Annotated in this window: 26 protein-coding genes and 1 pseudogene; 10 read left to right on the forward strand and 17 right to left on the reverse strand. The window is 60.0% G+C overall.

The genetic code is table 11. The features are described from left to right. The first annotated feature begins 75 nt into the window (after window positions 1-75). A complete protein-coding gene (locus tag ACVWSC_RS06605) occupies window positions 76-1017 on the forward strand; it encodes a flagellar protein MotY (protein WP_442112521.1) in 942 nt (313 codons plus the stop codon). Between the two features lie 129 nt (window positions 1018-1146). Then, window positions 1147-2364, forward strand: coding sequence for an argininosuccinate synthase (locus tag ACVWSC_RS06610; RefSeq protein WP_442112523.1), 1218 nt, complete (start codon window positions 1147-1149; stop codon window positions 2362-2364). A 43-nt stretch (window positions 2365-2407) separates the two neighbouring features. On the opposite strand, the gene ACVWSC_RS06615 is transcribed toward ACVWSC_RS06610, so the two are convergent. Next, entirely contained in the window at window positions 2408-2968 is a 561-nt protein-coding gene (locus ACVWSC_RS06615) for a hypothetical protein (RefSeq protein ID WP_442112525.1), read from the reverse strand. A gap of 427 nt (window positions 2969-3395) precedes the next feature. On the opposite strand from ACVWSC_RS06615, the gene ACVWSC_RS06620 reads away from it, so the two are divergent. After that, window positions 3396-4022, forward strand: a complete 627-nt coding sequence (locus ACVWSC_RS06620; protein WP_442112527.1) for a response regulator — start codon at window positions 3396-3398, stop codon at window positions 4020-4022. Window positions 4023-4083: 61 nt separating this feature from the next. Here ACVWSC_RS06620 and ACVWSC_RS06625 read toward each other — a convergent pair whose 3' ends face one another. The 8 genes and pseudogenes from ACVWSC_RS06625 to metG form a co-directional block, all read right to left on the reverse strand. After that, a complete protein-coding gene (locus tag ACVWSC_RS06625) occupies window positions 4084-4263 on the reverse strand; it encodes a PA3496 family putative envelope integrity protein (RefSeq protein ID WP_442112529.1) in 180 nt (59 codons plus the stop codon). Between the two features lie 104 nt (window positions 4264-4367). Then, entirely contained in the window at window positions 4368-5006 is a 639-nt protein-coding gene (nth, locus tag ACVWSC_RS06630; RefSeq protein ID WP_442112531.1) for an endonuclease III, read from the reverse strand. Between the two features lie 4 nt (window positions 5007-5010). Further along, complete coding sequence (locus ACVWSC_RS06635) at window positions 5011-5535, reverse strand: Rnf-Nqr domain containing protein (protein ID WP_442112533.1); 525 nt, start codon at window positions 5533-5535, stop codon at window positions 5011-5013. Continuing rightward, on the reverse strand, window positions 5528-6145 hold the full coding sequence (locus ACVWSC_RS06640; RefSeq protein WP_442112535.1) for an RnfABCDGE type electron transport complex subunit G: 618 nt from the start codon (window positions 6143-6145) through the stop codon (window positions 5528-5530). Before ACVWSC_RS06640 ends, ACVWSC_RS06635 begins: the two co-directional genes overlap by 8 nt. Then, window positions 6142-7128 carry an RnfABCDGE type electron transport complex subunit D gene (locus ACVWSC_RS06645; RefSeq protein ID WP_442112537.1) on the reverse strand — a complete coding sequence of 329 codons (987 nt, stop codon included), beginning with the start codon at window positions 7126-7128 and terminating at the stop codon, window positions 6142-6144. Before ACVWSC_RS06645 ends, ACVWSC_RS06640 begins: the two co-directional genes overlap by 4 nt. A 4-nt stretch (window positions 7129-7132) precedes the next feature. Next, window positions 7133-7972 (reverse strand): annotated as a pseudogene (gene rsxB, locus ACVWSC_RS06650) (electron transport complex subunit RsxB); the annotation flags it as partial. Further along, window positions 7969-8550: an Rnf-Nqr domain containing protein gene (locus tag ACVWSC_RS06655; RefSeq protein WP_442112539.1), complete on the reverse strand. Its 582-nt coding sequence runs from the start codon at window positions 8548-8550 to the stop codon at window positions 7969-7971. The pseudogene rsxB and the gene ACVWSC_RS06655, both read right to left, overlap by 4 nt. Window positions 8551-8641: 91 nt before the next feature. Continuing rightward, a complete protein-coding gene (gene metG / locus ACVWSC_RS06660; protein WP_442112541.1) occupies window positions 8642-10681 on the reverse strand; it encodes a methionine--tRNA ligase in 2040 nt (679 codons plus the stop codon). A 155-nt stretch (window positions 10682-10836) separates the two neighbouring features. Here metG and apbC point away from each other — a divergent pair, with 155 nt between their 5' ends. Continuing rightward, entirely contained in the window at window positions 10837-11931 is a 1095-nt protein-coding gene (gene apbC / locus ACVWSC_RS06665; RefSeq protein ID WP_442112543.1) for an iron-sulfur cluster carrier protein ApbC, read from the forward strand. A gap of 141 nt (window positions 11932-12072) precedes the next feature. Here the strand turns inward: apbC and ACVWSC_RS06670 are convergent, their stop codons facing one another. Further along, a complete protein-coding gene (locus ACVWSC_RS06670) occupies window positions 12073-12282 on the reverse strand; it encodes a cold-shock protein (protein WP_028943495.1) in 210 nt (69 codons plus the stop codon). Between the two features lie 348 nt (window positions 12283-12630). Here ACVWSC_RS06670 and dcd point away from each other — a divergent pair, with 348 nt between their 5' ends. Both dcd and ACVWSC_RS06680 read left to right on the forward strand, forming a co-directional pair. Beyond that, window positions 12631-13197 carry a dCTP deaminase gene (gene dcd, locus ACVWSC_RS06675; protein ID WP_028943496.1) on the forward strand — a complete coding sequence of 189 codons (567 nt, stop codon included), beginning with the start codon at window positions 12631-12633 and terminating at the stop codon, window positions 13195-13197. Between the two features lie 99 nt (window positions 13198-13296). Next, window positions 13297-13530 carry a hypothetical protein gene (locus ACVWSC_RS06680; RefSeq protein WP_442112546.1) on the forward strand — a complete coding sequence of 78 codons (234 nt, stop codon included), beginning with the start codon at window positions 13297-13299 and terminating at the stop codon, window positions 13528-13530. Window positions 13531-13553: 23 nt separating this feature from the next. On the opposite strand, the gene ACVWSC_RS06685 is transcribed toward ACVWSC_RS06680, so the two are convergent. From ACVWSC_RS06685 to ACVWSC_RS06715, 7 genes are all read right to left on the reverse strand, one after another. Further along, complete coding sequence (locus ACVWSC_RS06685) at window positions 13554-14669, reverse strand: succinylglutamate desuccinylase/aspartoacylase family protein (protein WP_442112548.1); 1116 nt, start codon at window positions 14667-14669, stop codon at window positions 13554-13556. A gap of 154 nt (window positions 14670-14823) precedes the next feature. Further along, window positions 14824-16872 carry a c-type cytochrome gene (locus tag ACVWSC_RS06690; RefSeq protein ID WP_442112550.1) on the reverse strand — a complete coding sequence of 683 codons (2049 nt, stop codon included), beginning with the start codon at window positions 16870-16872 and terminating at the stop codon, window positions 14824-14826. A 189-nt stretch (window positions 16873-17061) separates the two neighbouring features. Next, window positions 17062-19503 carry a penicillin acylase family protein gene (locus ACVWSC_RS06695; protein WP_442112553.1) on the reverse strand — a complete coding sequence of 814 codons (2442 nt, stop codon included), beginning with the start codon at window positions 19501-19503 and terminating at the stop codon, window positions 17062-17064. A 110-nt stretch (window positions 19504-19613) separates the two neighbouring features. Beyond that, entirely contained in the window at window positions 19614-19814 is a 201-nt protein-coding gene (locus ACVWSC_RS06700; RefSeq protein WP_133214388.1) for an SEC-C metal-binding domain-containing protein, read from the reverse strand. A gap of 6 nt (window positions 19815-19820) precedes the next feature. Then, a complete protein-coding gene (locus ACVWSC_RS06705) occupies window positions 19821-20291 on the reverse strand; it encodes an LEA/WHy family protein (protein ID WP_442112555.1) in 471 nt (156 codons plus the stop codon). A 5-nt stretch (window positions 20292-20296) separates the two neighbouring features. Further along, a complete protein-coding gene (locus tag ACVWSC_RS06710; protein WP_442112557.1) occupies window positions 20297-20773 on the reverse strand; it encodes a YchJ family protein in 477 nt (158 codons plus the stop codon). Window positions 20774-20777: 4 nt separating this feature from the next. Then, the gene (locus ACVWSC_RS06715; RefSeq protein ID WP_442112559.1) at window positions 20778-21272 is read right to left on the reverse strand and encodes a DUF6231 family protein; all 495 of its coding nucleotides are present in this window, start codon (window positions 21270-21272) and stop codon (window positions 20778-20780) included. 160 nt (window positions 21273-21432) lie between these two features. Between ACVWSC_RS06715 and ACVWSC_RS06720 the strand changes: the two genes are divergently transcribed. The 4 genes from ACVWSC_RS06720 to ACVWSC_RS06735 all read left to right on the forward strand — a co-directional run bounded on the left by ACVWSC_RS06720 (window position 21433) and on the right by ACVWSC_RS06735 (window position 24008). Beyond that, window positions 21433-22119 (forward strand): PA1041 family peptidoglycan-binding anchor lipoprotein, encoded by a 687-nt coding sequence (locus tag ACVWSC_RS06720; protein WP_442112561.1) that lies wholly within the window; start codon window positions 21433-21435, stop codon window positions 22117-22119. 92 nt (window positions 22120-22211) lie between these two features. Then, a complete protein-coding gene (locus tag ACVWSC_RS06725; RefSeq protein WP_442112563.1) occupies window positions 22212-22886 on the forward strand; it encodes a PA1041 family peptidoglycan-binding anchor lipoprotein in 675 nt (224 codons plus the stop codon). Between the two features lie 95 nt (window positions 22887-22981). Then, complete coding sequence (locus tag ACVWSC_RS06730; protein WP_442112565.1) at window positions 22982-23257, forward strand: DUF1145 domain-containing protein; 276 nt, start codon at window positions 22982-22984, stop codon at window positions 23255-23257. Next, window positions 23250-24008 (forward strand): collagen-like protein, encoded by a 759-nt coding sequence (locus ACVWSC_RS06735; protein WP_442112567.1) that lies wholly within the window; start codon window positions 23250-23252, stop codon window positions 24006-24008. Before ACVWSC_RS06730 ends, ACVWSC_RS06735 begins: the two co-directional genes overlap by 8 nt. Window positions 24009-24085 lie beyond the last annotated feature (77 nt).

Consider the following 24085-nt stretch of genomic DNA (forward strand, 5'->3'; position numbering starts at 1 on the left):
GAGCACTCGCTATCAAGTTTTGCCGCGCCTGACCGATAGCCTGCGGGTATGCCGTAAAAATTTGTGGAGCCGCCCGTGCGCCAGCGTTATCTAGCCCTGCTCAGTGTGTTCGTTTGCCTGCCGGCGACAGCGCTCACCTTCCAGACCCGTCTGGAGAATGTTGAGTGGAAGGTCGAAGGCGATCAGTTCGAATGCCGCCTGGTCCAGCCGATTGCCGATTTTGGTACGGGTGAGTTCGTGCGTCGGGCCGGTGAGCAGGCCACCTTTCAATTGCGCTCGAGCACCAACGTGCTGGGCACCGGGGCAGCGGCGTTGCTGGCTGCGGCGGCGCCGTGGCAGCCTGGCCGTGCCGATATCAACCTGGGGTCGGTACGCATGGCGCGCAGCGGCGTACTGTTTACCAGTAGCCAAGGCCAGGCGAGTCGTCTGATCAATGGTCTGCTCGATGGCCGTAGCACCGTGGTGCGTAATTTCGCCGGTGAGGCCGGGCGTGCCATGGAAGTGCGCGTGTTGCCGGTGAAGTTCAGCCAAGCCTACGGTGACTATCAGCTGTGTGCCGCCAAGCTGCTGCCGATGAACTACGATCAGGTACGCCAGGCGCGGGTTGGCTTTCCGGGCGGTGGTATTGACCTGGACGCCAATGCCAAGGCACGCCTGGATGTGATCCTGGCGTTCCTCAAGGCCGACCCGACGGTCAACCACATCGAGGTCGATGGTCATTCCGATAACAGTGGCAATCGCCTGAGCAATCGTGACCTGTCTCGCCGGCGGGCGCTGGCGGTGATGGAGTACTTCAAAGCGCACGGTATCCCTGAAGAGCAGATCCAGGTGCGCTTCCACGGCGAGCGCTACCCACTGGCGGCCAACAACTCGGCGGCCAACCGCGCACGCAATCGTCGGGTGAACATTCAGCTCGACCGCGTGACGCCTGTGGAAACGGCGCAGGAGAAAGCACCGCAAACCCCGGCGGCGCCTGCGGCTCAGGCGGAGAATGGCAAGCCTTCAGTGAAGTCCTGACCTGCGACCGTCCGTCGCGCTATCGACAGTTCCTGTCGCTTTGTCGTCACAAGCTGTCGCCCCACTGTAATTTTTGCGGCAAGGCCGGTAGAATCGTCGGCTTTCCGTACAACCCCGTGGAGTGATGGCATGGCGGACGTAAAAAAGGTCGTACTGGCGTATTCCGGCGGCCTTGATACTTCGGTGATTCTCAAGTGGCTGCAGGATACCTACAACTGTGAAGTGGTGACGTTCACCGCTGATCTGGGGCAGGGTGAGGAAGTCGAACCGGCTCGCGCCAAGGCTCAGGCCATGGGCGTGAAAGAAATCTACATCGACGACCTGCGCGAAGAGTTCGTGCGCGACTTCGTATTCCCGATGTTCCGCGCCAACACCGTTTACGAAGGCGAGTACCTGCTGGGTACTTCCATCGCTCGTCCGCTGATCGCCAAGCGCCTGATCGAAATCGCCAATGAAACCGGCGCCGATGCCATTTCCCACGGTGCTACCGGCAAGGGCAATGACCAGGTACGTTTCGAGCTCGGCGCCTATGCGCTCAAGCCAGGCGTCAAGGTTATCGCGCCATGGCGTGAATGGGACCTGCTGTCCCGTGAAAAACTGATGGATTATGCCGAGAAGCACGGTATTCCGATCGAGCGTCACGGCAAGAAGAAGTCGCCTTATTCGATGGACGCCAACCTGCTGCACATCTCCTATGAAGGTGGCGTGCTGGAGGATACCTGGACCGAACACGAAGAAGACATGTGGAAGTGGACCAAGTCGCCAGAAGCCGCGCCAGACGTCCCGACCTACATCGAACTGACCTACCGCAATGGCGACATCGTCGCCATCGACGGCGTTGATATGACCCCGGCCACCGTGCTGGCTACCCTGAACCGCATTGGCGGTGAGAACGGTATCGGTCGTCTGGACATCGTTGAAAACCGCTATGTAGGCATGAAGTCCCGTGGCTGCTACGAAACCCCAGGCGGCACCATCATGCTGCGCGCCCACCGGGCGATCGAGTCGATCACCCTGGACCGTGAAGTCGCTCACCTGAAAGACGAGCTGATGGCCAAGTACGCCAGCCTGATCTACACCGGCTACTGGTGGAGCCCTGAGCGTCTGATGCTGCAACAGATGATCGACGCTTCCCAGGTCAACGTGAACGGTGTGGTTCGCCTGAAGCTGTACAAGGGCAACGTGATCGTCACTGGTCGCAAGTCTGACGATTCGTTGTTCGACGCCAACATCGCAACCTTCGAGGAAGATGGTGGTGCTTACAACCAGGCCGACGCGGCGGGCTTCATCAAGCTCAACGCCTTGCGTATGCGCATTGCTGCAAACAAGGGCCGTTCGCTGATCTGAACCGTGTCCTGAACAAAAAACCCCGGCTTGCCGGGGTTTTTTTTTACGGGTTTATCGACTCGGAGGCCAAGATGGTTCGCCTGCCTGTTTCCAGATTTTCAAGAATCAGTGTCTGACACAGAGGTTTGTCCTGATGCAATGCATGGATGGCAAAGTGTTCCAGTAGCTGGCTGGCGCTGTTTCCTTTAACCGAAATAATGACCGTTGCTTGTAAAGTTTGTAATGTTTTTGCACAAGATTGGTTAGGCAGTGTGTTGGGAATCACCGGTGTATTGATGACTTCTTTGTAAGTTTCTATTTGTTCGGGAAATTGAACTTCATTGTGTACAGTCTCTTCAGGCTCAATGGTGTGTGCCGGTGATGCAGGGTAGATGGCGGGGCCAGTGACGTCAGTAGCAGGCGGTGAATACAAAGATTTGTAATTAAAATTTAGCGTGAGAAAAAATAAGACTGTAAGAAAAAATGGAAAACCGACCAGGAACCACGTGTAGATATTTTGACTGTCTTCGCTTAGGAATGGTAACGAAGCCAAAGCGGAGGCTTCGATAATACCCGCGAAAATAGCAATGATGGTCAGCGGGCTTTTAGGCTCTGCATTGCTCATGGCTGTGTCCTCGCGTTTGCTGTCGCTTAGTACAGCGCAGTTAGCCAAGGAAGCAAGAACGCCTGACAGCGGGCGGGATTTCTGATTGGGGAATTTATTTCCCTGCATTACCACCCTTACGCCAGGACTGCAGGTAGATATTGAACGTAATTATAGGAAATTTCCTTCGCTCATTACCTCTTTACAAGCTGGGCATATAAAGCTGACTGGTGTTACTTTCGAATTAGAGGTTGGTTCTGGTTTGCTTGAGTTCGCCGCTAAAGTTTGGAACGGTGCGGGCTTGTGTTTTTTGTAGGAAATATCCTCTGTGTGTGTAGGTTTTATCTTTGTGTGCATTTGCTCGCGGGTACTGCAATACAATATGTCGTGTGACTAGGCTATTGTGCGGGCTCAATAAAAATCGAACAGCGAACAATTGGATCTGCCCATGAATAAAGTGCTGATCGTGGATGATCATCCGGTCATACGCCTGGCGGTACGGATGCTGATGGAGCGGCATGGCTATGAAGTCGTTGCGGAGACGGACAATGGCGTGGACGCATTACAACTGGCAAGAGAGCACATTCCGGACATTGTCATACTGGATATTGGCATTCCGAAGCTTGATGGCCTCGAGGTCATCGCCCGGCTCACGTCCACCTGTCCGGGCGCCAAGGTGCTGGTGCTGACCTCACAGGCGCCCGGGCATTTTTCGATGCGGTGCATGCAGGCAGGTGCTGCGGGGTACGTGTGTAAACAACAAGACCTTACGGAGCTGCTCAGTGCAATCAAGGCGGTGCTGTCCGGCTACAGCTACTTCCCCAACCAGGCACTGCATTCAGTGCGCACCCACATGGGCGGCGCCAGCGAGGCCGATATGGTCGAGCGCCTGTCGGGGCGAGAGATGATGGTCTTGCAGCAGCTGGCGCGAGGTAAGAGCAACAAGGAAATCGCCGACGGTATGTTTCTGAGCAACAAGACGGTCAGTACCTACAAAACCCGCCTTTTACTCAAGCTCAACGCACGCTCATTGGTTGATCTGATCGAGTTGGCGCAACGCAACGGCTTGGCCTGACCCATCAGAAACCACAAAGCCTCCGTAATGGAGGCTTTGGTCGTTGCCTTGTGCTGGCCTGTCAGAGGTCGAAGTCGTAATCGGCCAGTTGTTTTTGCAAGCGACGTTCTTCCAGCATGTTATCAATGGTGCGGCGTTTGCTCAGGTTGGTCTTCGCGGTTTCTACCGGCGGCTCCACGTCTTCTGAATCAACAGGAGAGAATTCTTCATCTACTTCCAGGTCTTCTTTAACGGTGCTCATATGTCACTCCCAGCCAAGAGGCCATTGGCGCACCTTATAGCGAGAATCCTTGAGCGGGTAAAAAAGATTTTTTCAATCGGCTGAGCCGAATATTTGCTATCGGCTCAATCGTCAGAGGTTTTCTGCTTGTATTCACACAGGTCTTCGATGCGGCAACTTCCACAACGGGGCTTGCGCGCCAGGCACACATAGCGCCCGTGCAGAATCAGCCAGTGGTGGGCATCGAGCAGGTAGGCCTTGGGCACGAACTTCATCAGTGCCTTTTCAACTTCAAGCACTGTCTTGCCAGGGGCAATCCCCGTGCGGTTGCTGACCCGGAAAATATGCGTGTCGACGGCCATTGCCAGTTGCCGGAATGCCGTGTTGAGGACAACGTTGGCGGTCTTGCGGCCCACGCCGGGCAAGGCTTCAAGTGCCTCGCGGGTTTCAGGTACCTGGCTGCCATGCTGTTCAATCAGCAAGCGGCAGGTTTCGATCACATTGCGTGCTTTGCTGTTGTACAGGCCAATGGTCTTGATGTAGTGCGACAAGCCTTCGACACCCAGGGCATAAATGGCTTCTGGGGTATTGGCAACCGGGTACAGCTTTGCTGTTGCCTTGTTGACGCTGACATCAGTGGCCTGAGCCGAGAGAATCACCGCAATCAGCAGTTCAAAAGGTGAGGAATAGGCCAGTTCAGTTTTTGGTTCGGGGTTGTCTTCGTGCAGCCTGCGAAAAATTTCCAGGCGTTTGGCAGCATTCATGGGGTCAGCGCTTTCCTTGACGACGTGAAGGGGCTCGCCGCAGGCAAACCCTGTTGTACAGGGCCAACAACAGGCCCAACAGAAAAAATGCTCCAGGCAGTAGCACCGCCAGGCGCAAGCCGGCCCATTCGCTCAGAAACTCGCGGCAAAAACCCAGGGCGATGCACAGCACGGCAAACCCGGACAGCAGACGCAGCGCCGCTGACCAGCGGCGTTGTTCGCCTTGAGCATGTTCGAATACCAGACATTGTACGGCGATCAATGCGGTATAGGGGGTTAATGCCTGATACAGCGGTAAAGCCCAGGCGCGCAGGCTCAGTTCCAGGCAGGTGGCTAGCGTCGCCGCCACCAGCACACTGGCCAGTGTTCTACCTCGCACGGTGAGCCTGGGGTACAGAGGGCCCATTGCCAGGTGATGCAGCGCAATCAATAACACGCTGAGAACGGCAATTGCGCCAGCGTTGAGTACGGTGTGGGTGGCGCCCAGCAGCGGGGCCAGGCTCAGCGCCGCTAGCCATTGCCTATTCATCGTTGGTTTCCCCGAGCAAGGCTTGGCGATGTTCATCGAAGTAGCGCAGCGCGTCGTGCACGGCGTGTATCACGGCGCGGGAAGTCACCGTGGCGTTAGCCAATTGATCAAACTGTCCGCCATCGCGCTTCAGGGCCCAGCCAGCGTCAGCGATGTTTGTGCGGCTCGTACCTGCGAAGCCCTGCAGCCAGGTGTTACCCGGCTCTACCAGCTTGCCGCCCAGGCCGGTTGTTTCCTGCTGGCGCAGGACTTTGCTGCCGATCATCCGACCTTGTGGGTCGATGGCAATCAGCAGCTCAAGTTGGCCCGCATAGCCTTGCGCCTGGCTGTGCAGCACTACTGCGCTGGGGCGGCCGCCAAGGGTGACGCGATAGCCCGCCAACAGTTGACTGTGGGCGAGGGCCGGATCGCTGAGTACCAGTGGGGACTGCAGTGGCTGATTGTCGTAGGCATTGGCGGGTAACACGCTGAGCCAGGTTTGTGCCTTGAGCGTTTGTTCCGCCAAGGCAATATTCCGGGCACTGAAGTGCTGCCAGGCGACGCTGCTGCCCACGCCCAGCAGGGCAACAAACAGCACGATAGCGCCGCTGCGCAGTGATACGCGATTCATGGGGTCACCGCCTGGCGCCGTTCGGCCCAGCGCTCCAAGGCAGGTACACAGAGATTCATCAGCAGCACCGCGAAAGCAGTGCCATCAGGGTAATTGCCCCAAGTGCGGATCAGGTAGATCAGCAGGCCTATGCCGATGCCGAACAGTAGGCGGGCCTGGGGCAACTTGGGGCCGGAAACCGGTTCGGTGGCGATGAAGAAGGCGGCCAGCATGGTCGAGCCGCTGAACAAATGCAGGAGTGGCGAGCCATTGGAGTCGGAGCCCGACCCGTTCCAGCACAGCAGGCTGATGACAAACAGGCTTGCCAATAAGCCAACGGGGGCATGCCAGCTGAACACTTTACGCTGCAACAGCAGCAAGCCGCCCAGCAGAAAAGCCAGGTTGACCCATTCGCTGCCTTTGCCACCAACATGACCAAAGGCCGGGTGGCTGCTGAACAGTTCTTCCACCGTCAGGCTGCGGTTGTTGCGCAGGGTGTCGAGGACGGTGGCCTGGGCCCAGGCATCAGGTTGCCCACCGCTGTTCAGGCCGAACACCTGCTGCAGGCTGGCGCCCAAATCCAGCAACTGCGCGCCGGGCCATTGCGTCATGTGCTGGGGGAAGCTCACCAACACGATGGCATAGCCGAGCATGGCCGGATTGAACGGGTTTTTGCCGACGCCACCGTACAGCTGTTTACCCAGTGCGATGGCGCTGACCGTGGCCGTTACCGCGACCCACCACGGGGCGTAGGCGGGCAGGGCTACCGCAAGTAGGGTGGCGCTGACCAAGGCGCTGCCATCGGTGAGCGAAGGCATGAGCGGACGTTGTTGTAGTTTGAGTAGCAGCGCTTCGCTTGCCAGTGCTGCGCTTGCGCAGAGCACCAGATTGAACAGCAGGCCCCAGCCATGCTGCCAGAGCAGCGTCAGTGCGCCTGGTAAACAGGCCAGCAGCACCAACATCATGGTGCTACGCAGGCGTTCGCTGGTCTCAATGGTTGGCATGTGCGGCAGCCGGTTGCAGGACCTGCAGGTGTGCTTGAGCCTGTTCGGCCTCTCGCTCCAGCTCGGCCAGCTGAGCGAGCTGCGCCTCGTTTGGCGTCTCTCCAAAGGCGCTTCTGGCTTTGTTCAACTGTGCTCGGCTCATGGCAGCAGCGATCTTGGCTTTTTTCAGGGCCGCGTCGGCAGCCGCAGCTTTCTGTGCCTTGACCCGCTCAATCGCAGCTTTGATGGGATCGTCACTGACCGCCGCCGGGTCCGCTGCGGTGTTGCTTAGGGTTGTACGCTGGTTGCGCGCCGCACGTTCAGCGTGTTTGCGTGCTTCTTCGCGCTGCAGGCGGCTGTTGCGTGCCTCAAAGCGTCGGCGGGCGTGATTGCGCTTGTTGCTGCGCGCTGCCAGCGCTGGGGCATCGGCAGCCATACCGCCGACGATCGGGATGATGTTGCTGGTCGCGTCCAGGGGTAACAGGTCGATACAGTCGACCGGGCAGGGGGCCACGCACAAGTCACAGCCTGTGCACTCGGCGCTGATCACCGTGTGCATCAGTTTTGCCGCACCGACAATGGCGTCCACCGGACAGGCCTGGATGCACTTGGTGCAGCCGATGCATTCAGCTTCACGGATAAACGCGACTTGCGCCGGTGCGCGGCCGCGCTCGGAGTCCAGAGCAATAACCGGTACGTTCAGCAGGCTCGCCAGCGCGGCGATGGTTTCGTTGCCCCCAGGTGGGCATTTGTTGATCGCTTCTCCCTTGGCCAGCCCCTCTGCATAGGGCTTGCAGCCAGGGTGGCCACACTTTCCGCATTGGGTCTGCGGTAGCAGGGCGTCGATGCGTTGAATCAGACTCATGATGTAAATAATCCGTTGAAGCCGAGAAACGCCAAAGCCATCACACCGGCGCCGATCAACGCGGCAGGCAGGCCGCGAAAGCTCTGGGGCATAGCCTCGTGGTCGCTACGTTGACGCAAGTCGGCGAACAGGCACAAGGCTAGCCAGAATCCCAATCCACCTCCCAGGCTCCAGGCCAGGCTCTGCAACACCCCATAGCCACCTTCAGACAGTTGTAGGCTCAAGCCTAGCAGCGCCACATTGCCCAGCAGCCAGGGCGTCAGCCCGGTGAAAGGCAGGCTAGGCACTGCGCGCGACAGCAGCCCAAGCAACGGCTCGGCCAGCAGGGCATACAGCGGTAAAAAGATGAACAGGCGCAGGTACGCAAGCTGCAGGGGTTGCAAGACGAAGAGGTACAGCCATTGTCCCAGCTGCGTGGCCACCACCAGCAGTGTTAGCGTGGCCAGCCCCAGTGCATGGAGTCGACGGCGGTCATGGTCCGCTGAGGCACGCAAGGCCGGGTCGATGGCCAGCCCTTGATGCAGGACCAGGTTGTTGACCAGCGCGGCGCTGATCAGGGCCAGGATGAATTCGCTCATGGGAGTGCACAATGCCAGGGCTGTTCGCCATTATCCGGCAATGACGCGAGGATGAGAACGCCCCGGACGCAATCGTCCGGGGCGTCGGGCCTTACTTGATGCGCTGACCTGGCTTGGCGCCGCTATCAGGGCTGAGCAGGTAGATTTCTTCACCGCCAGGGCCAGCAGCCATGACCATGCCTTCGGAGACACCGAAGCGCATTTTGCGAGGCTTGAGGTTGGCGATCATCATGGTCAAGCGACCTTCAAGCTTGGCCGGGTCCGGGTAGGCCGACTTGATGCCGGAGAACACATTGCGTTGCTCGTCACCGATGTCCAGGGTCAGGCGCAGCAGCTTATCGGCACCTTCCACGGCTTCGGCTTTGACAATCAGTGCGACGCGCAGGTCTACCGCGGCGAAGGTGTCGAACTCGATTTCAGGCGACAACGGATCTTTGCTCAGTTCGCCGTTGCCGGTCACTACCGAAGTCTGGCTGGCAGCCAGGTCTTCTTTGCTGGCGGCGGTCATGGCTTCGACTTTGGCCGGGTCGATACGGTTCATCAGGGCCTTGAACGGATTCAACTGGTGATTGCTCAGGCGGCTCTTGTGGTCGTCCCAGGTCAGCGGCGCGACGTTGAGGAACGCTTCGGCGTCGGCGGCCAGCAGCGGCAATACCGGCTTGAGGAAGATCACCAGTTGGCGGAACAGGTTGATGCCCTGGGCGCAGATGGCCTGGACTTCGTCCTGCTTGCCTTCCTGCTTGGCCAGAGACCACGGAGCTTTGTCGGCGATCCAGGCGTTGGCACGGTCAGCCAGGCCCATGGTTTCGCGCATGGCACGGGCGAAGTCGCGTGCTTCATAGGCTTCGGCAATGCTCGGGGCTGCGGCCAGGAAGGCTTCGGTCAGCTCAGGGGCTGCGTCGCCAGCGACCATGACGCCGTCGTTGCCTTTTTGAATGAAACCGGCGCAACGGCTGGCAATGTTGACCACCTTGCCGATCAGGTCGGAGTTGACCTTCTGCACGAAGTCTTCCAGGTTCAGGTCGAGGTCATCGACGCCGCGGCCGAGCTTGGAGGCGTAGTAGTAACGCAGGTATTCCGGTGCCAGGTGATCCAGGTAGGTGCGGGCCTTGATGAAGGTGCCGCGCGACTTGGACATTTTCGAACCGTTGACGGTCAGGTAGCCGTGCACGTTGATGCCGGTTGGCTTGCGATAGCCGGCGCCTTCGAGCATGGCAGGCCAGAACAGGGCGTGGAAGTTGACGATGTCCTTGCCGATGAAGTGGTACAGCTCGGCCTTGGAGTCCTTGTTCCAGTAGGCGTCGAAGTCCAGCTCCGGGCGACGGGCGCAGAGGTTCTTGAAGCTGGCCATGTAGCCGATCGGCGCGTCCAGCCAGACGTAGAAGTATTTGCCCGGCTCGTCGGGGATTTCGAAACCGAAGTACGGCGCATCACGGGAAATGTCCCATTCCTGCAGACCGGCATCGAGCCACTCGGCAATCTTGTTGGCCACGGCATCTTGCAGGGTACCGCTGCGGGTCCATTGCTGGAGCATGGCCTGGAAGTCTGGCAGCTTGAAGAAGAAGTGCTGGGAATCCTTGAGGACCGGAGTGGCACCGGAAATCGCCGACTTGGGGTTCTTCAGTTCGGTAGGCGCGTAGGTGGCGCCGCACTTTTCACAGTTGTCGCCGTACTGGTCTTCAGCGGCGCACTTGGGGCAGGTGCCCTTGATGAAACGGTCGGCCAGGAACATTTTTTTGTCCGGGTCGAAGTACTGAGTGATCGAACGGGTAGCAATGTGCCCGGCATCACGCAGCTTGAGGTAGATATGGTTCGACAGCTCGCGGTTTTCTTCGGCATGGGTCGAGTGGAAGTTGTCGAACTCCACCAGGAAGTCGGCGAAATCGCTGCAGTGCTCGGCCTGGACCCCGGCGATCAGTTGCTCAGGGGTAATGCCTTCCTTTTCTGCACGCAGCATGATGGCCGAACCATGGGCGTCGTCTGCGCAGACATAAACGCACTGGTTGCCGCGAAGTTTCTGGTAGCGCACCCACATGTCTGTCTGCACGTACTCAAGCATATGGCCAAGGTGGATCGAACCATTGGCATAGGGGAGGGCGCTGGTGACGAGAATCTGACGGGGCTCGGACATGAGGGGCTCGGCTACTTTTTTCGGCTACTAGAGATGAAACGGTGATCGGCCACTATAAAACGCCGGGAAATTTATTTCACCCCATGGACGTCTATGGATGTTTCGCGGGTTAGCATAGTGGTCTGTTTTACTCAGTCTTTATCACGGGAGTCTCCATGAGTGCCGTCACTCGCGCAGCCGTCGAAGCCGTTCTTCGCCAGTACACCGACCCTTACCTGAACCAGGACCCGGTCAGCGCAGGTTGTGTTCAGGCCATTGATATCCAGGGCGATCGAGTCAGTGTTCAGTTGCAGCTGGGATACGCTGCGGACCTGTTCAAAAAGGGGTGGGCCCAGGTACTGCAAACCGCCATTGAAGGCATCGACGGGGTGGCCGCGGCCAAGGTCGACATCCACTGCGTGATCGCCGCGCACAAGGCCCAGGCGCAAATTCCGGGTCTTGCCAACGTCAAGAACATCATCGCGGTGGCCTCGGGCAAAGGCGGCGTGGGCAAATCCACGACCGCCGCCAACCTGGCCCTGGCCCTGGCCCGCGAAGGTGCGCGGGTGGGTATTCTCGACGCTGATATCTACGGCCCAAGCCAGGGTGTGATGTTTGGCATCCCTGAACGCACCCGTCCGCAGATTCGCGATCAGAAGTGGTTCGTGCCGCTCAAGGCTCACGGTGTCGAGGTGATGTCGATGGCTTTCCTCACCGACGACAACACGCCGATGGTCTGGCGTGGTCCGATGGTTTCCGGGGCCTTGCTGCAATTGGTAACCCAGACGGCCTGGGATAACCTCGATTATCTGGTGATCGACATGCCGCCGGGCACCGGCGATATCCAGCTGACCTTGGCGCAGAAAGTCCCGGTGGCCGGTTCTGTGATCGTCACCACCCCACAAGACCTGGCGTTGATCGATGCCAAGAAAGGCGTGGAAATGTTCCGCAAGGTCAACATCCCGGTGCTGGGTGTGGTCGAGAACATGGCCGTGCATATCTGCTCGAATTGCGGACATGCCGAGCATCTGTTCGGTGAGGGCGGGGGCGAGAAGCTGGCCTCGCAGTATGGCGTTGAGCTGCTGGCGTCGCTGCCGTTGTCGATGCTGATTCGCGAACAGGCCGATACTGGCAAGCCGACCGCCATCGCTGAGCCTGAAAGTCAGATCGCCATGGTTTACCAGGAACTGGCCCGTCAGGTGGGCGCGCGGATCGTGTTGCAGGAAGCTGCGGCTCCGGCCATGCCGAACATCACCATCAGCGAAGACTGATACTCCACACCTGTAGGAGCGGGCTTGCCCCGCGATTGCGATCTATTAGTCACATCGTAATCGCGGGCCAAGCCCGCTCCCACAAGGCAAAAAAAAACCCGCCTGTTAAGGGCGGGTTTTTTTCAAGCTGTAAAGCGGAAGTTAGATAACTTCTACTTCTTCAGCCTGCATGCCTTTCTGACCGCGAGTAGCGATGAAAGAAACCTGTTGGCCTTCTTTCAGGCTCTTGAAGCCGTCAGCTTTGATAGCTTTGAAGTGTACGAACAGGTCGTCACCGGATTGTGGGGTGATGAAGCCGAAGCCTTTTTCATCGTTGAACCACTTAACGGTACCGGTTTGGCGATTGGACATGGTCTGTCTCCTTGGACAAAGTTAACTACGACTCAGGAAAAGCCCTGGCCGAGACTGAGTGCAAAGAGGCAGAAAATTCAGAGATGGGTTGATCGAAATCTTGCATCAGGTAGATATTCTCAGTGACACGTGCAGCACAGTGGCGTCACCATAACCGTTTTTCCAGAACGTGCCAATGGTCTTGTTCAGCTTTCGCGCAAATCATGACTGACGGTGCTACAAGGCACGCTGCGGGCCCCGGCGCACGGGGATTCGACGCCTGACGCTGCATGGAACTTTGAACCGGGCGCCGGGCCCGGTAAGATGCGCCTCAGAATTTCTTCACCTCGTTATTTCAGGACACCCGCCATGAGCATCAAATCGGACAAGTGGATTCGCCGCATGGCGCAGGAACACGGCATGATCGAGCCTTTCGTCGAGCGCCAGGTGCGCGGTGAGAGCGACAACCGTCTGATCTCCTTCGGCGTCTCCAGCTACGGCTACGATGTGCGCTGCGCCGATGAGTTCAAGGTGTTCACCAACATCAACTCGGCGACCGTCGATCCGAAAAACTTCGACGCTGGCAGCTTTGTCGACGTTAAAAGTGATGTCTGCATCATTCCGCCAAACTCTTTCGCCCTGGCCCGTACCGTCGAGTACTTCCGCATTCCGCGTAATGTGCTGACCATCTGCCTGGGTAAAAGCACCTACGCGCGCTGCGGCATCATCGTCAACGTCACTCCGCTGGAACCCGAGTGGGAAGGGCACGTGACCCTGGAGTTCTCCAACACCACCACGCTGCCGGCTAAAATCTACGCCAATGAAGGCGTGGCACAGATGCTCTTCCTTGAGTCTGACGAAGAGTGCGAAGTGTCTTACAAGGACCGTGGCGGCAAATACCAGGGCCAGCGCGGCGTCACCCTGCCACGCACCTGAGCCGACCAAGCGAGGGAATTCCTGGCGGTTTGTACACTCCAATGATGTGAACTTTCCCGCCAGGCACAGCGCCTGGCGGATGTCGTCAAGGAGCCGCTCATGAAACTCGACCCGAGCATCAGCGCCAAGCTGGCCGTGTTGCAGCCCAATCACGTTGGGGTGATGGCCTGGTCGCTGCTGGCTCATCCGCACCCCCACACCGCCCACGCGGGCGGTGTACCCGGTCAACCTGACCCAGACACTCCCGATCAGCCGCCACCCGGTGAAAGCCAGCCGATGGAGCCGGGAGAGCCTACCCTGCCCGACGAAGCCCCCCCTGCACCGGTCGCCTGAGCGCTATTGCGCCACGTGTGTGCTCAAGGCGAGAGCAGGTAACCGCTGCGATACGCCTGACGACCGGCGACATGGGCGATGACCATGCCGGCGGTAGCCATGCGTCGCAGCGAGCGTGCGTACAACAAGCCCGGCTGGGCGTTGCGTACCGGGGTGACGCGGTCAGTGAGTGGATCGATCACTTCGGCAATCAACTGGTCAGCTTCCAGGTACTGACCAGGTTTGGCGTGGAACACCAATAGTCCACCCAATGGCGTTGCCACAGGCTCTACCCCGGCAAGCGGGGTAGCCGGGTAGCTCAAGGGCGGCAGGGCACGGACTTCGCCCTCGATTGCACCGTGATGCGTGAGGTACGCCAGAATCGCTGCGCAATCCTGTTCTGCCAGGGGATGGCTGACATCGCCTTGCCCGCGCAACTCGACGGTGACCGAAAAGCTGCCTTGGGGAATCGGGAACTGTTTGCCAAAGCGCTGTTGCAACTGCCACCACACCAGGGTGAAACACTCATCGAAGGACTGCCCGCCGGAGTCGGTGGCCAGCAGGCTGGCCTGGGCGCCAAGGTAGCGCGACAACGGTTCAACCTGTGGCCAGGCCTCGGGGGTGGTGTAAAGGTGGGCGACGGCGTCGAAGTCGCAGTGCAGGTCCAACACCATTTCGGCGTCACAGGCCAGGCGTTGCAAGGTCAGGCGCTGCGACTGCAATGGCGTGTGTGCGGGGTGAGCGTCCAGGGCGCGGCGCAGGCAATCACGAATCAGAGCAACGTTGTGTACAGGGTCCTGGTTGAGCTGCGCTTCGATCTGGTCACCGATCGAATCGCTCAGGTCGACGAAATTGCGGTTGAAGTTCTCGCCGCTTTGCAGTTCAAAACGACCCAGCGGCACATCCAGCAGCACTTGTTCCAGGCCGACCGGGTTGGCAATCGGCACCAGGACGATTTCGCGGCGCAGCAGGCCTTGGGCTTCCAGTGCGCCCAGGCGTTGCTTGAGATGCCAGGCCACCAGCATTCCCGGCAGTTCATCGGCGTGCAGTGACGCCTGGATGTAGATTTTGCCGGCATCACGGGGGCCGAAGTGAAAGCTGTGGATCTGGCGGGCAATGCCTGGAACCGGTGCCAGAATGTCGTGGGTCAAGTGATGCATATCAGTCCTAGTGGGGCGATCCTGGAAGGAAGATATAAGCATAAACTGACTTGTTACGCAGGCCTGATCGCGTTTGTTGTAGGAGCGGGCTGGCCCCGCGATTGCAATGGGTCTGCTCCATCGCATCGCGGGGCAAGCCCGCTCCTACCATCGGTCAATAACGGGCATCCACCGGCCTGCCGCCGTTGGGCCAGTCTTTGACCTTGTCCGGGAAGTCCGGACGCGGCTGTTGCGAGAACCAAGCGGCAACATCCACCGCTTCCTGGTCACTCAGGCCACCCTGGCCCAGCGGGAAGCGTTCGTGAAAGCCGATTGGCATGTTGCGTTTGACGAACGCCGCAGCGGTGTAGGTGCGTGCCATGCCCGCGCCAATGTTGAAAGATTGCTCGCCCCACAGTGGTGGGAAGACCAAGCTACCATCCTCGCGGGCCAAACCTTCACCGTCGCTGCCGTGGCATACCGCGCATTGTTTGACGTAGATCTGCTGACCATTGGCAAGGTCGGGCTTGATCGAAGGATCGATCTTGCCAATCCCGCGGCCGGCCACTTTATCGCCGGGCTGAGTGTTGTTCTTCATCCACTCGAAGTAGGCAACCATGGCCTGCATATCGGCGGATTGCGGCGCCAGCGGCAGGCCGTTCATCGAGCGTCGGAAGCAGCCGTTGATGCGCTCTTCCAGGCTAATGATCTTGCCAGCGCGCGGTGCGTAGCCTGGGAAAAACGCAGATACACCGACAAACGGCGAGCCGTCGGCCACGGTGCCGGCGTTGAGGTGGCAACTGGTGCAGTTCAACGCATTGCCGACGTTGTTCGGCAACAACGCTTTGGTTTGCAGGTGAAGACGCATGCCACGGATGACCTGATCGGCATTCGGGGCGGCCAGCAGGTCAGCCAGGCGTGGGGTTTCAAAAGCAGTGGAATCGGTGGTCTGTGGGTTGAGCTGGGCACGCAGCTTCTTCACCTGGTCGGCGCTGACTGGCGAGCTGTCATTACCCCAGCGGCCGCGCACGAAGCTGAGGATTTCAGCGATTTCCTGATCAGAAAGGCGGGCGAAACCGGGCATGGTATAGACCCGCGAGTGCGTGGCGGTCTGCGCGGTTTCCCAGCCGGTCAGGGTGATGTGCATCAATGAGGTCGGGTCGCGGGAGGCAATGCTCGGGTTACCCGCCAACGGTGGGAACATCCCCGGCACGCCACCACCATCGGTCCGGTGGCAGTCACTGCAGAATTGGGTATAGCCCAGCCCGCCGCGGCTGCTGAACAAGTCGGCAGGTGGCGCGGCTGGGCTGACGGCAACGTTCGGCATCGGCAGGTCGTTTTCGCCCGGTGGCAAGGATTTGAGGTAACTGGCGATGGCGGTCAGGTCGGCGTCGCTGAAGTGCTGGGTACTGTGGTGAATCACTTCGGCCATGTTGCCGGACACCGTGGCAAATCGGTTCTGCCCGGTTTTCAGCAGTTCCACGGTGTCGGGGACGGTCCACAGGTTACGCAGGCTCAGGGCGCGCCAGTGTTCCACGGTTTCGCCAGCAAGGAAGTGTTTGCCCTCGCTGCCATCGTCGCTCATGGCCTTTTCCTGAAAGGCTATGCCCCGTGGCGTATGGCACGCGCCACAGTGGCCCAGGCCCTGCACCAGGTAGGCGCCACGGTTGATCAGCGGGTCGCGGTTCGGGTCGGGTTTGAACGGTTGGTCGTCGACAAAGGCCCAGTTCCACAGCGCCAGCCCCCAGCGCATGTTGAACGGCCAGCTCATATCGGCGGCCTGGTTGGACTGGCTGATCGGCGCGACCCCTTGCATCAGGTAGGCGTACAGCGCGCGCATGTCGTCCTCGTTCATTTTCGCGTAGGACGGGTAGGGCATGGCCGGGTAAAGGTGGGTGCCGTCGGCACTTACCCCTTCGCGCATGGCCTTGTCGAATTGCTCGAAGCTGTAGTTGCCAATGCCAGTTTGCGGGTCAGGGGTGATGTTGCTGGAGTAGATCGTGCCCATCGGCGTTTGCAGTTCCAACCCACCGGCCATCAGCGCGCCTTGCGGGGCGGTGTGGCAGGCAATGCAGTCACCCAGTTGGGCGACGTAGCGACCTCGTTCGATCAGGGTTTGCTCGGCAGGTTCGCTCGCTGGCGTTTCAGGCTCGCTGGCGTGAACGGCGGGTATCAGCAAAAACGCCGTGGCACACAGGGCCAGGCGGGAAAAAACAGAAGCCATTGCATATTCCTTTAGTCACCTGGCCTGGGTGGTCCCTTGGGCCCAGGTGTGCAATCGTTTTTTATGGTTTATCAGGCAGCACTGAGGACGAAACTCGCCTCAGTTTCGTTGTAGAGCAATTGTTGGCGGGGGCTGTTGATTTGGATCAGCGCAGCCGGCATTGCACCGGCTGCGCGCAGAGGCAGGGGGTTATTTGCCTGGGGTCAGGGTCAGGCGTTTGTTGCCGTAGCCACGATCAAAGTTCTGTGGCTGCAGCGGCAAGCTCATGTAACGACCTTTGAACCAGGCATCCAGGCCATCGGCAAAGTGAGGGCTGGCGGGGTTGCCGGACTGACCGCTGCTGCTCTGCAGTTGCAGCGGTTCGGTCTGGCCGAAGTCCACGACCATGCGCAGTGACGGTGCCAGTTGCGCGTTGAAGTCTTTACCCCAGGCGTAAGGCGTCAGGTTGAGCGTGCTGTGGTCACCGCCGCTGGCTTGTGGGCTGCGGTTGATGCTGTCGCCCAGGCCATGGAAAGTCGGCGCTGGCCAGCGCAACTGATGCAGTTTGCCCCACTGCCAGGCACGTCGGTCGCTGCCCAGTTGTGCTTCGCCGGCACTGATGGCGGCGGCCAGGCTGCGGGCGAGAATCGCAGGTTTGTCTTCTTTCTGTGCGCTGCGCTGGTCATCCCAGAACGGGCTGTCTTCACGGCCGAGCAAATGGTCGGCTTGTGCCGAATACGACAGCCGCGCGTTGTTGACGAACGCTTGCCAGGTCGCTGATGACTCCGGGCCCAGTTCATCGAGGAAGGTCTGCTTGGCACTTTCCTGCAGGAACAGCTCGTACAGGGCGGCGTCTGCTGACGTAGTGCTCAGGCGGCCATCGAAGGCCATCAGGCGCGTGTAGGCTTCGCGGGCCTTGCTGCGCTGATCGGCGGGCAGGGCGTCGATTGCCTGCTTCAGCGGTTGGGCCATGCCAGGGGCTTCGAACATCTGCTTGAGCTTGGCGGCAAACAGTGTGGTCTGGTCGTTCTGCATGGTGATCAGGCTGCGGCTGTCGTGCTTGCCATTGGCGGCCAGTTGCCCGAGACGTTCCGCGCGCTCGGGGTAATACCAGCTATTGGACAGCTGCATGCCGTAACCTTTGGGCACGCTGCGCTGGTTGGCATTGCCCAGCCAGCCCTGCGGCGGGTCCTGGTCGTAAGGGTGGAGCATCGGGTCGGCATAACCGTCCCAGTCGTAGCGCCCGTCCCAGCCTGGCGAGGGCAGCAAACCCTGGCCTTCACGGCGGTTGGGGAAGCGCCCACTGACCTGCCAGCCGATATTGCTGGCATCGGCAAACACGAAATTCAGCGCCGCTGCGCCAATTTCACGGGTGTTGTCGAAGGCGCGCTCGACATTCTGTGCCCGGGACAGGTTGAAGAAGGCATCCAGGCTTTGGTCGCCCTTGAGCTGCGGCACTTGCAAAGCCAGGCCCAGGCTGGCGTTCTGTACCTGTCCGAGCAGGGTACCGTGGCGGGTGTCGTAGAGGGTTTCGCGCTGTGGACGCTGGCCTTTGATGAAAAAGGTCTCGTTGCGTGCCAGGGCCGGTAACCATTTGCCGTCAGCCTGATACATCAAGCGACCGCCTTCACGTTTGAGCCGTTCCACAAACAGATCCTGGTTGTCAGCCATGACCGCACTGGCACTCCAGGCCAACTTGCCGTTGTAGCCCGACAGCAACAACGGCAGGCCGGCAATCGAGACGCCAGCGGCATGGTATTTCGGCGCGCGGATCTGCACCGGGCTCATGGCCCAGGCCCCCAGGGTGTCGCTGGCCAGCAGGCTCTTGCCGCTGCGGCTGCGTTGCGGGGCAATCGCCCAGTTGCTGGAACCGGCAGTGCCCAGCAGGTTGAGCGCGGCCAGTTGCTCGCTGGCGGCGCTCAGTGGCGCCAGCCCGGCCAGCGCACTGCCCAGATTCAGGCCCTTGAGTTTGTCGGCTTCGGCCAGTGGCAGGGGTTCGTCGGGGTAGCTGGGCAGCAGCCAGGGCAGTTTGTCGCTGCCGACTTTCTGCGCCAGGGTCAGCGCGGCGAGTTCTTCCTGCAGGTTCACCGACTGGCTGAAGTTGTACAGGCTGAAGATCAGCGCCGAATCTTCAGGCTTCCAGTATTCCGGGCGATAGCCGGTTTGTGCCAGTGGTGCCGGCAAGCGGTCGCGATAACGGAACAGGTAGGCGTTGACGCCACGGGCATAGACTTCGAAGAAGCGCTTGAGTCGTGGCGAAGCGTCGGCATAGAGCTGGTTGGAGGTTTTTTTCAGGTTGGCGCCGCGCATCAGGCGGTCGACTTCCAGCACCTCGGGCCCGGCTATTTCGGCCAGACGGCCTTGAGCCAACAAGCGCATGGCAACCATCTGCCCGATGCGGTCGCCGGCATGCACGTAACCCAGCGCGAACAGGGCGTCATGGAAGTTGTTGCTTTCGATCAACGGCATGCCCATGGCATTGCGTCGTACCGAAACGTTCTGCGCCAGGCCTTTGAGCGGCTGCACACCGCTGGTCGGTGGCACGCTGTCGCGATAGCCGCCCATCTGGCAGCCCGTCAACGACAATAAGCCCAACATCGCTGCGGCTACGCCGAACCGGGGGAGAAAGGGGGGGAGGGCTGGCGCGGCCATGATCGGGCTCCTGCAGGGCGTGGCGTCTAAAAGGCGCTACGTTAGTGAGCCCGACCACGCCATGCAAGCGGGGCACAGCCTTTATTTTCAGGGCTGTTCAAAGGCCACTATCAGGCCCCGTGGCACTTCTTGAACTTCTTGCTGCTGCCGCACGGGCACGGATCGTTGCGGCCGACATCTTTCAGGGCATTACGCACCGGCTCCTGGTGGCCGTGGTTGCAGTGCGGGCCATGCACATGGCCGTGATCGTGGTCGTGGTGATCGTGACCGTGGTTGCAGTCAGGGCCGTGAACATGAGGTTGTTGGGTCATTGCGGGTTACTCCGGTAAAAGATCGCCGGGAATTATCTCACCACTGCGCGACAAGTGCAGGTCGCGGGCGAAGATTAATCCGCTGTTGAGTTCGCCGTCGAGGCGATAGCGCAACGGACCCTCGGTGTTTTTCAGCATTTTTGCCAAGGGTTTGACCTGTTGCCAGAGGTTGGTGCGGATCGGAATCTTGAAGGTGCGCTGGGCGTGCCCGCCAACGCTGCGCCACAAGCTGGTCTCGCCCTTGGCCAGCAGCAGGTCGTTCAGGTGCACGGCGTAGCTGAGGTAGCGGATGAATAAACGGCTGTCGTTGGGGTTGTCGACGCGTACATGCAGGACGAATTCCTGTTCGAGCAGGCGCATCTTCACCGCCTCGACCTTGACCAGGCGCACCTCCGGGTCGCGGTAGTCACTGTCAAACCAACTTGCGCAACCCGTCAGTTGCATTATCAGGAAGCTGAACAGCAACAGGCGGGTCATAGAGGTCAGCTCCCTAGGTAACTGGCGCAGCACTTCTTGAATTTTTGTCCACTGGCACAGGGACAGGCGTCGTTGCGTCCTGCTTTGAGGCCTACGGTCGGGTCGATGAAATACCAGCGACCGGCATTCTGCACAAAGGCCGAGCGCTCACGGTGGCTGTGCTCACCGTCAAGGTCGTGCCAGCGTGCAGTAAAAGTGACGAATGCGTGTTCCGGCTGGCCGCCGAACACTTCGGCGCTTTCCACTTCCAGGCCCAGCCAGGTGCTTTGCGAGCTCCAGGCGGCAATAGCAGCGCGGTCAAGGCCGGCCTGTTGCGCGGGCAGGGTGGTGTCCACCAGGTAGTCGATCAGCCCCAGCACGTAAGCGCTGTAACGCGAACGCATCAGGGTTTGTGCGTCGGGGGCCGGATGCCCGGCGTGATAATGCCCGCAACAGGCCGGGAGCAGGTTGCCGCTGCCGCAGGGACAAACCGAAACACTCATTGTTTCACCACCAGTACTTGCCAAAATTTTGCGGATTGGCCCAGAACTTGGCGTTCAGCCAGTCCGGGACCTGCTTGTATTCCCGTAGATCATAGGTGAACAGGCTCAACACCTGGTCGTCACGCTGAAACTTTTCGTTAGCCTGCAGGGCCAGGGCGAAAAAGTCGGTGTCTTGCCAGCCGCAGGCACTCAGGTCAGCCAACACTGCAACGCGGCTGGCATTGAGGTTGCGAATACCACCGAGTAACTCCAGGCCTTTGCGCTTGGGCAAATGCTCCAGGCAGTCAACCAGCAAGGCCAGGTCAAAGCGCTGAGCCGCCAATGGTTCGGGCAACGCGCCAGGTTCGGCCTGGGCAATTTCAACCTGCGGATGTGCCTGGGCAAAGGCTTCCAGCGCAGGAAAACGTGTACCTACTAATAGCAGACGTTGCGGTGCATGGCGCTCCAGCAGGGCCGCGAGGGCCTGTTGGGGCGTTCGTGGGGAAAATCCGTCAATCATCGGGAATCCTCGGTCAGATACGTCAAGACTAACGGTCTCGGGCCGTCAGGCATAGTGGCTGACAGCCGCATCATGGCTTATTGCTGGCGGAGTCGGTTTGCGCGGTCTTTACTCCCAGAGCATCGGTTTAGAACCGATTCCCCCTAGGAGATGCAACAAAATGAGCATAGTACGCACAGCAATACCTTTGGTTCTGCTAACCAGTGTGTTGACTGGTTGCGCAGGTTTGCAAAAAACCGACTGGCCGATGTGTGCTGCCGTCGGGGGTGTAGGCGGCGCAGCGTTGGGCGCGATTGAAAGTTCGAGTTGGGCCGGGTGGGGCGCGTTGCTGGGCGGTGGCCTGGCAGCAGGCTATTGCTGGGCCCATGGCGATGGCGACGAAGATGGTGACGGCGTACCGGACAGCCGTGACAAGTGCCCGGGTACCCCGCGTGGCGTTCAGGTAGATGCCAACGGCTGCCCACCGGAACCTGTGGTCGAAGAAGTGGTGGTGGTCAAGGAAGAGGTCATCGTCATCCGCGATGTGCACTTCGAATTTGACTCCGCCAGGCTGACGCCTGCCGACAAGGAGCGCCTGAACACCATCGCGACGCGCCTGAAAAATGAAGCACCTACCGCCAGGCTGAGTGTGACCGGGCATACCGACAGTGTCGGTCGCGATGCCTATAACCAGAAACTCTCGGAGCAACGTGCCCAGTCCGTTACCGATTACCTGGTTGAGAGTGGGGTACCGAGAGCCAGTTTCGTTTCGGTAGAGGGCGCCGGTGAGTCGCGGCCGGAGGCCGACAACGCGACGGCCGAAGGTCGGGCAATGAACCGTCGTGTGGAGATTCGTATCCAGCGTTGATGCGCTGCCGGCCTGCCGCTTGAGAAGTGCTGCAGGCCGGTCTTTACTCCTGTGTGACCGGTGGTTATGCCGGTGACACAGGAGCAATGCCCATGAGTGTTTTCTCCAAGGCCGCAGTGCCAGTGCTGGTGACTGCAAGCCTGCTCTCCGGTTGCGCCACCCACAGTGATGGCAGCGCACCACTCAATCAAAGGACCTGGCCAATTTGCAGCCTGCTCGGCGGTTTGGTCGGCGGCGGTTTGGGGGCGATTGAAAGTTCTGCCTGGGCTGCCGGTGCCGGTGCCGCCGGCGCCATTGCTGGCGGTTTGATCTGTTACGCCCAGGATGGTGACGAGGACGAAGATGGCGTTTTCGATCGCCGCGATCGTTGCCCGGACACCCCCGCCAACACACCGGTCACCGAGAAGGCCGCAGTTGAGCCAGAAGTCATTACGCTTAATGATCAGGGCTCGGTGATGTTCGCTTTTGACTCGGCCGAGCTGACCAGCAGCGCCCACAGCCAACTGCAAGCGTTGATGAGCAAGCTCAATGCGCCCAGTGTGGCCAGCGTCAAAGTGATCGGCTTTACCGACAGCCAGGGCACCGATGCCTATAACCAGACGCTTTCCGAGCGGCGCGCCAGTAGTGTTGCCGAGTACCTGATCAGCCAGGGCCTGGCGCCGTCGAAGGTGACCAGTCAGGGCCGTGGCGAGCGTGATCCGATTGCCGACAATGACACCGAGAGTGGGCGTGCACAGAACCGCAGGGTAGAGCTGCACCTCAATTGATCAGGGTGCTGGTGTACGATCGTGCCAACCGTTACTGTTGACGGCGATGCCGGCGTGATTGGGCATCGCCTACAACAATAACAGCAGGGGGGCGTATGAAGGGCTTACTGGGGCTGGGCAAAGCCTTGACCGTAGTGTTCTGGTGGGTGGTGCTGGTGAATCTGCTGATTCCCCAGGAATTTCCCTTCAATCGATTGATCAGCATTGCTGGCGCCACACTGCTGGGCTTGCACCTGCTTGAAGTGCTGTTTTTCAATGGCTGTTTGCGCGAGCGTAGCCATCGTTGGTTTGACCGCTTGCAAATCCTGCTGGTCGGTATCTTTCATGTGCTTTCGATTCCGGCGCCACGTCAGGAGGCTCGTCATGCGTAAGTTGGTCTTGTTGGCTGCATTGTTCAGCCCTTTGGCACTGGCTGAGTCGATCAGTGTTGCCCCTCACTCGGTGTTGCGCTTGCCGAACAAATCCAGCGTCGTGCACTTGCAGCGCCTGCAGGTTGCCGATGCCGCCACCTTGTTGTTGCCGGCCAGTCTGGTCGAGTTGAAGGTCGACGAGTTGCAGCTTGGTCAGGAAGCACGGATTGCCATCGCTCCGGCAGACGGCACGCTGCGTATCGAAGTAACGCGGGCGCAACTGGCTGAAGGTAGCCAGATCGCAGCGCGTGGTGCACCGGGGACCTATGAGCGCGCGGCTAAAGCCGGGCGCAACCTTGATGTGCAGGTGCATGCCCTGCAGGCGCCGCTGCTGGCCATCGATGCCCGGGGCGGAGCGGGGGCACCGGGGTACGTCGGGCTTGATGGTGGCAACGGCAAGGCCGGTGGTTGCACCTGGGGTCAGGCGAGTCGCGGCGCCAATGGTGACAATGGCGGTGACGGGCATGATGGTGCTGCGGGTGGGCGGGTGCGTCTGGCGCTGCCGGCCGGCTTCCCGGTTGAGCGGATCAAGGTCCAGCTTGATGGTGGCGCGCCAGGTGTTGCTGGTGCTGCTGGCAAGGCGGGTGCGGGCGGGGCGAGCAAAGGCTGCCTGGTCTACCGCACTGCTGCGGGGGCGCCCGGAAAGCCTGGGGTAGACGGGCAGCCAGGCTTGGCCGGGGCCACAGGCGAACTGATCCTGCAACGCCTCTAAACGCAGGTGACCTGTGGGAGCGGGCTTGCCCCGCGATTGCGGTGTATCTGTCACATCGCTTCGCGGGGCAAGCCCGC

The sequence above is a fragment of the Pseudomonas sp. NUPR-002 genome, assembly GCF_056322725.1.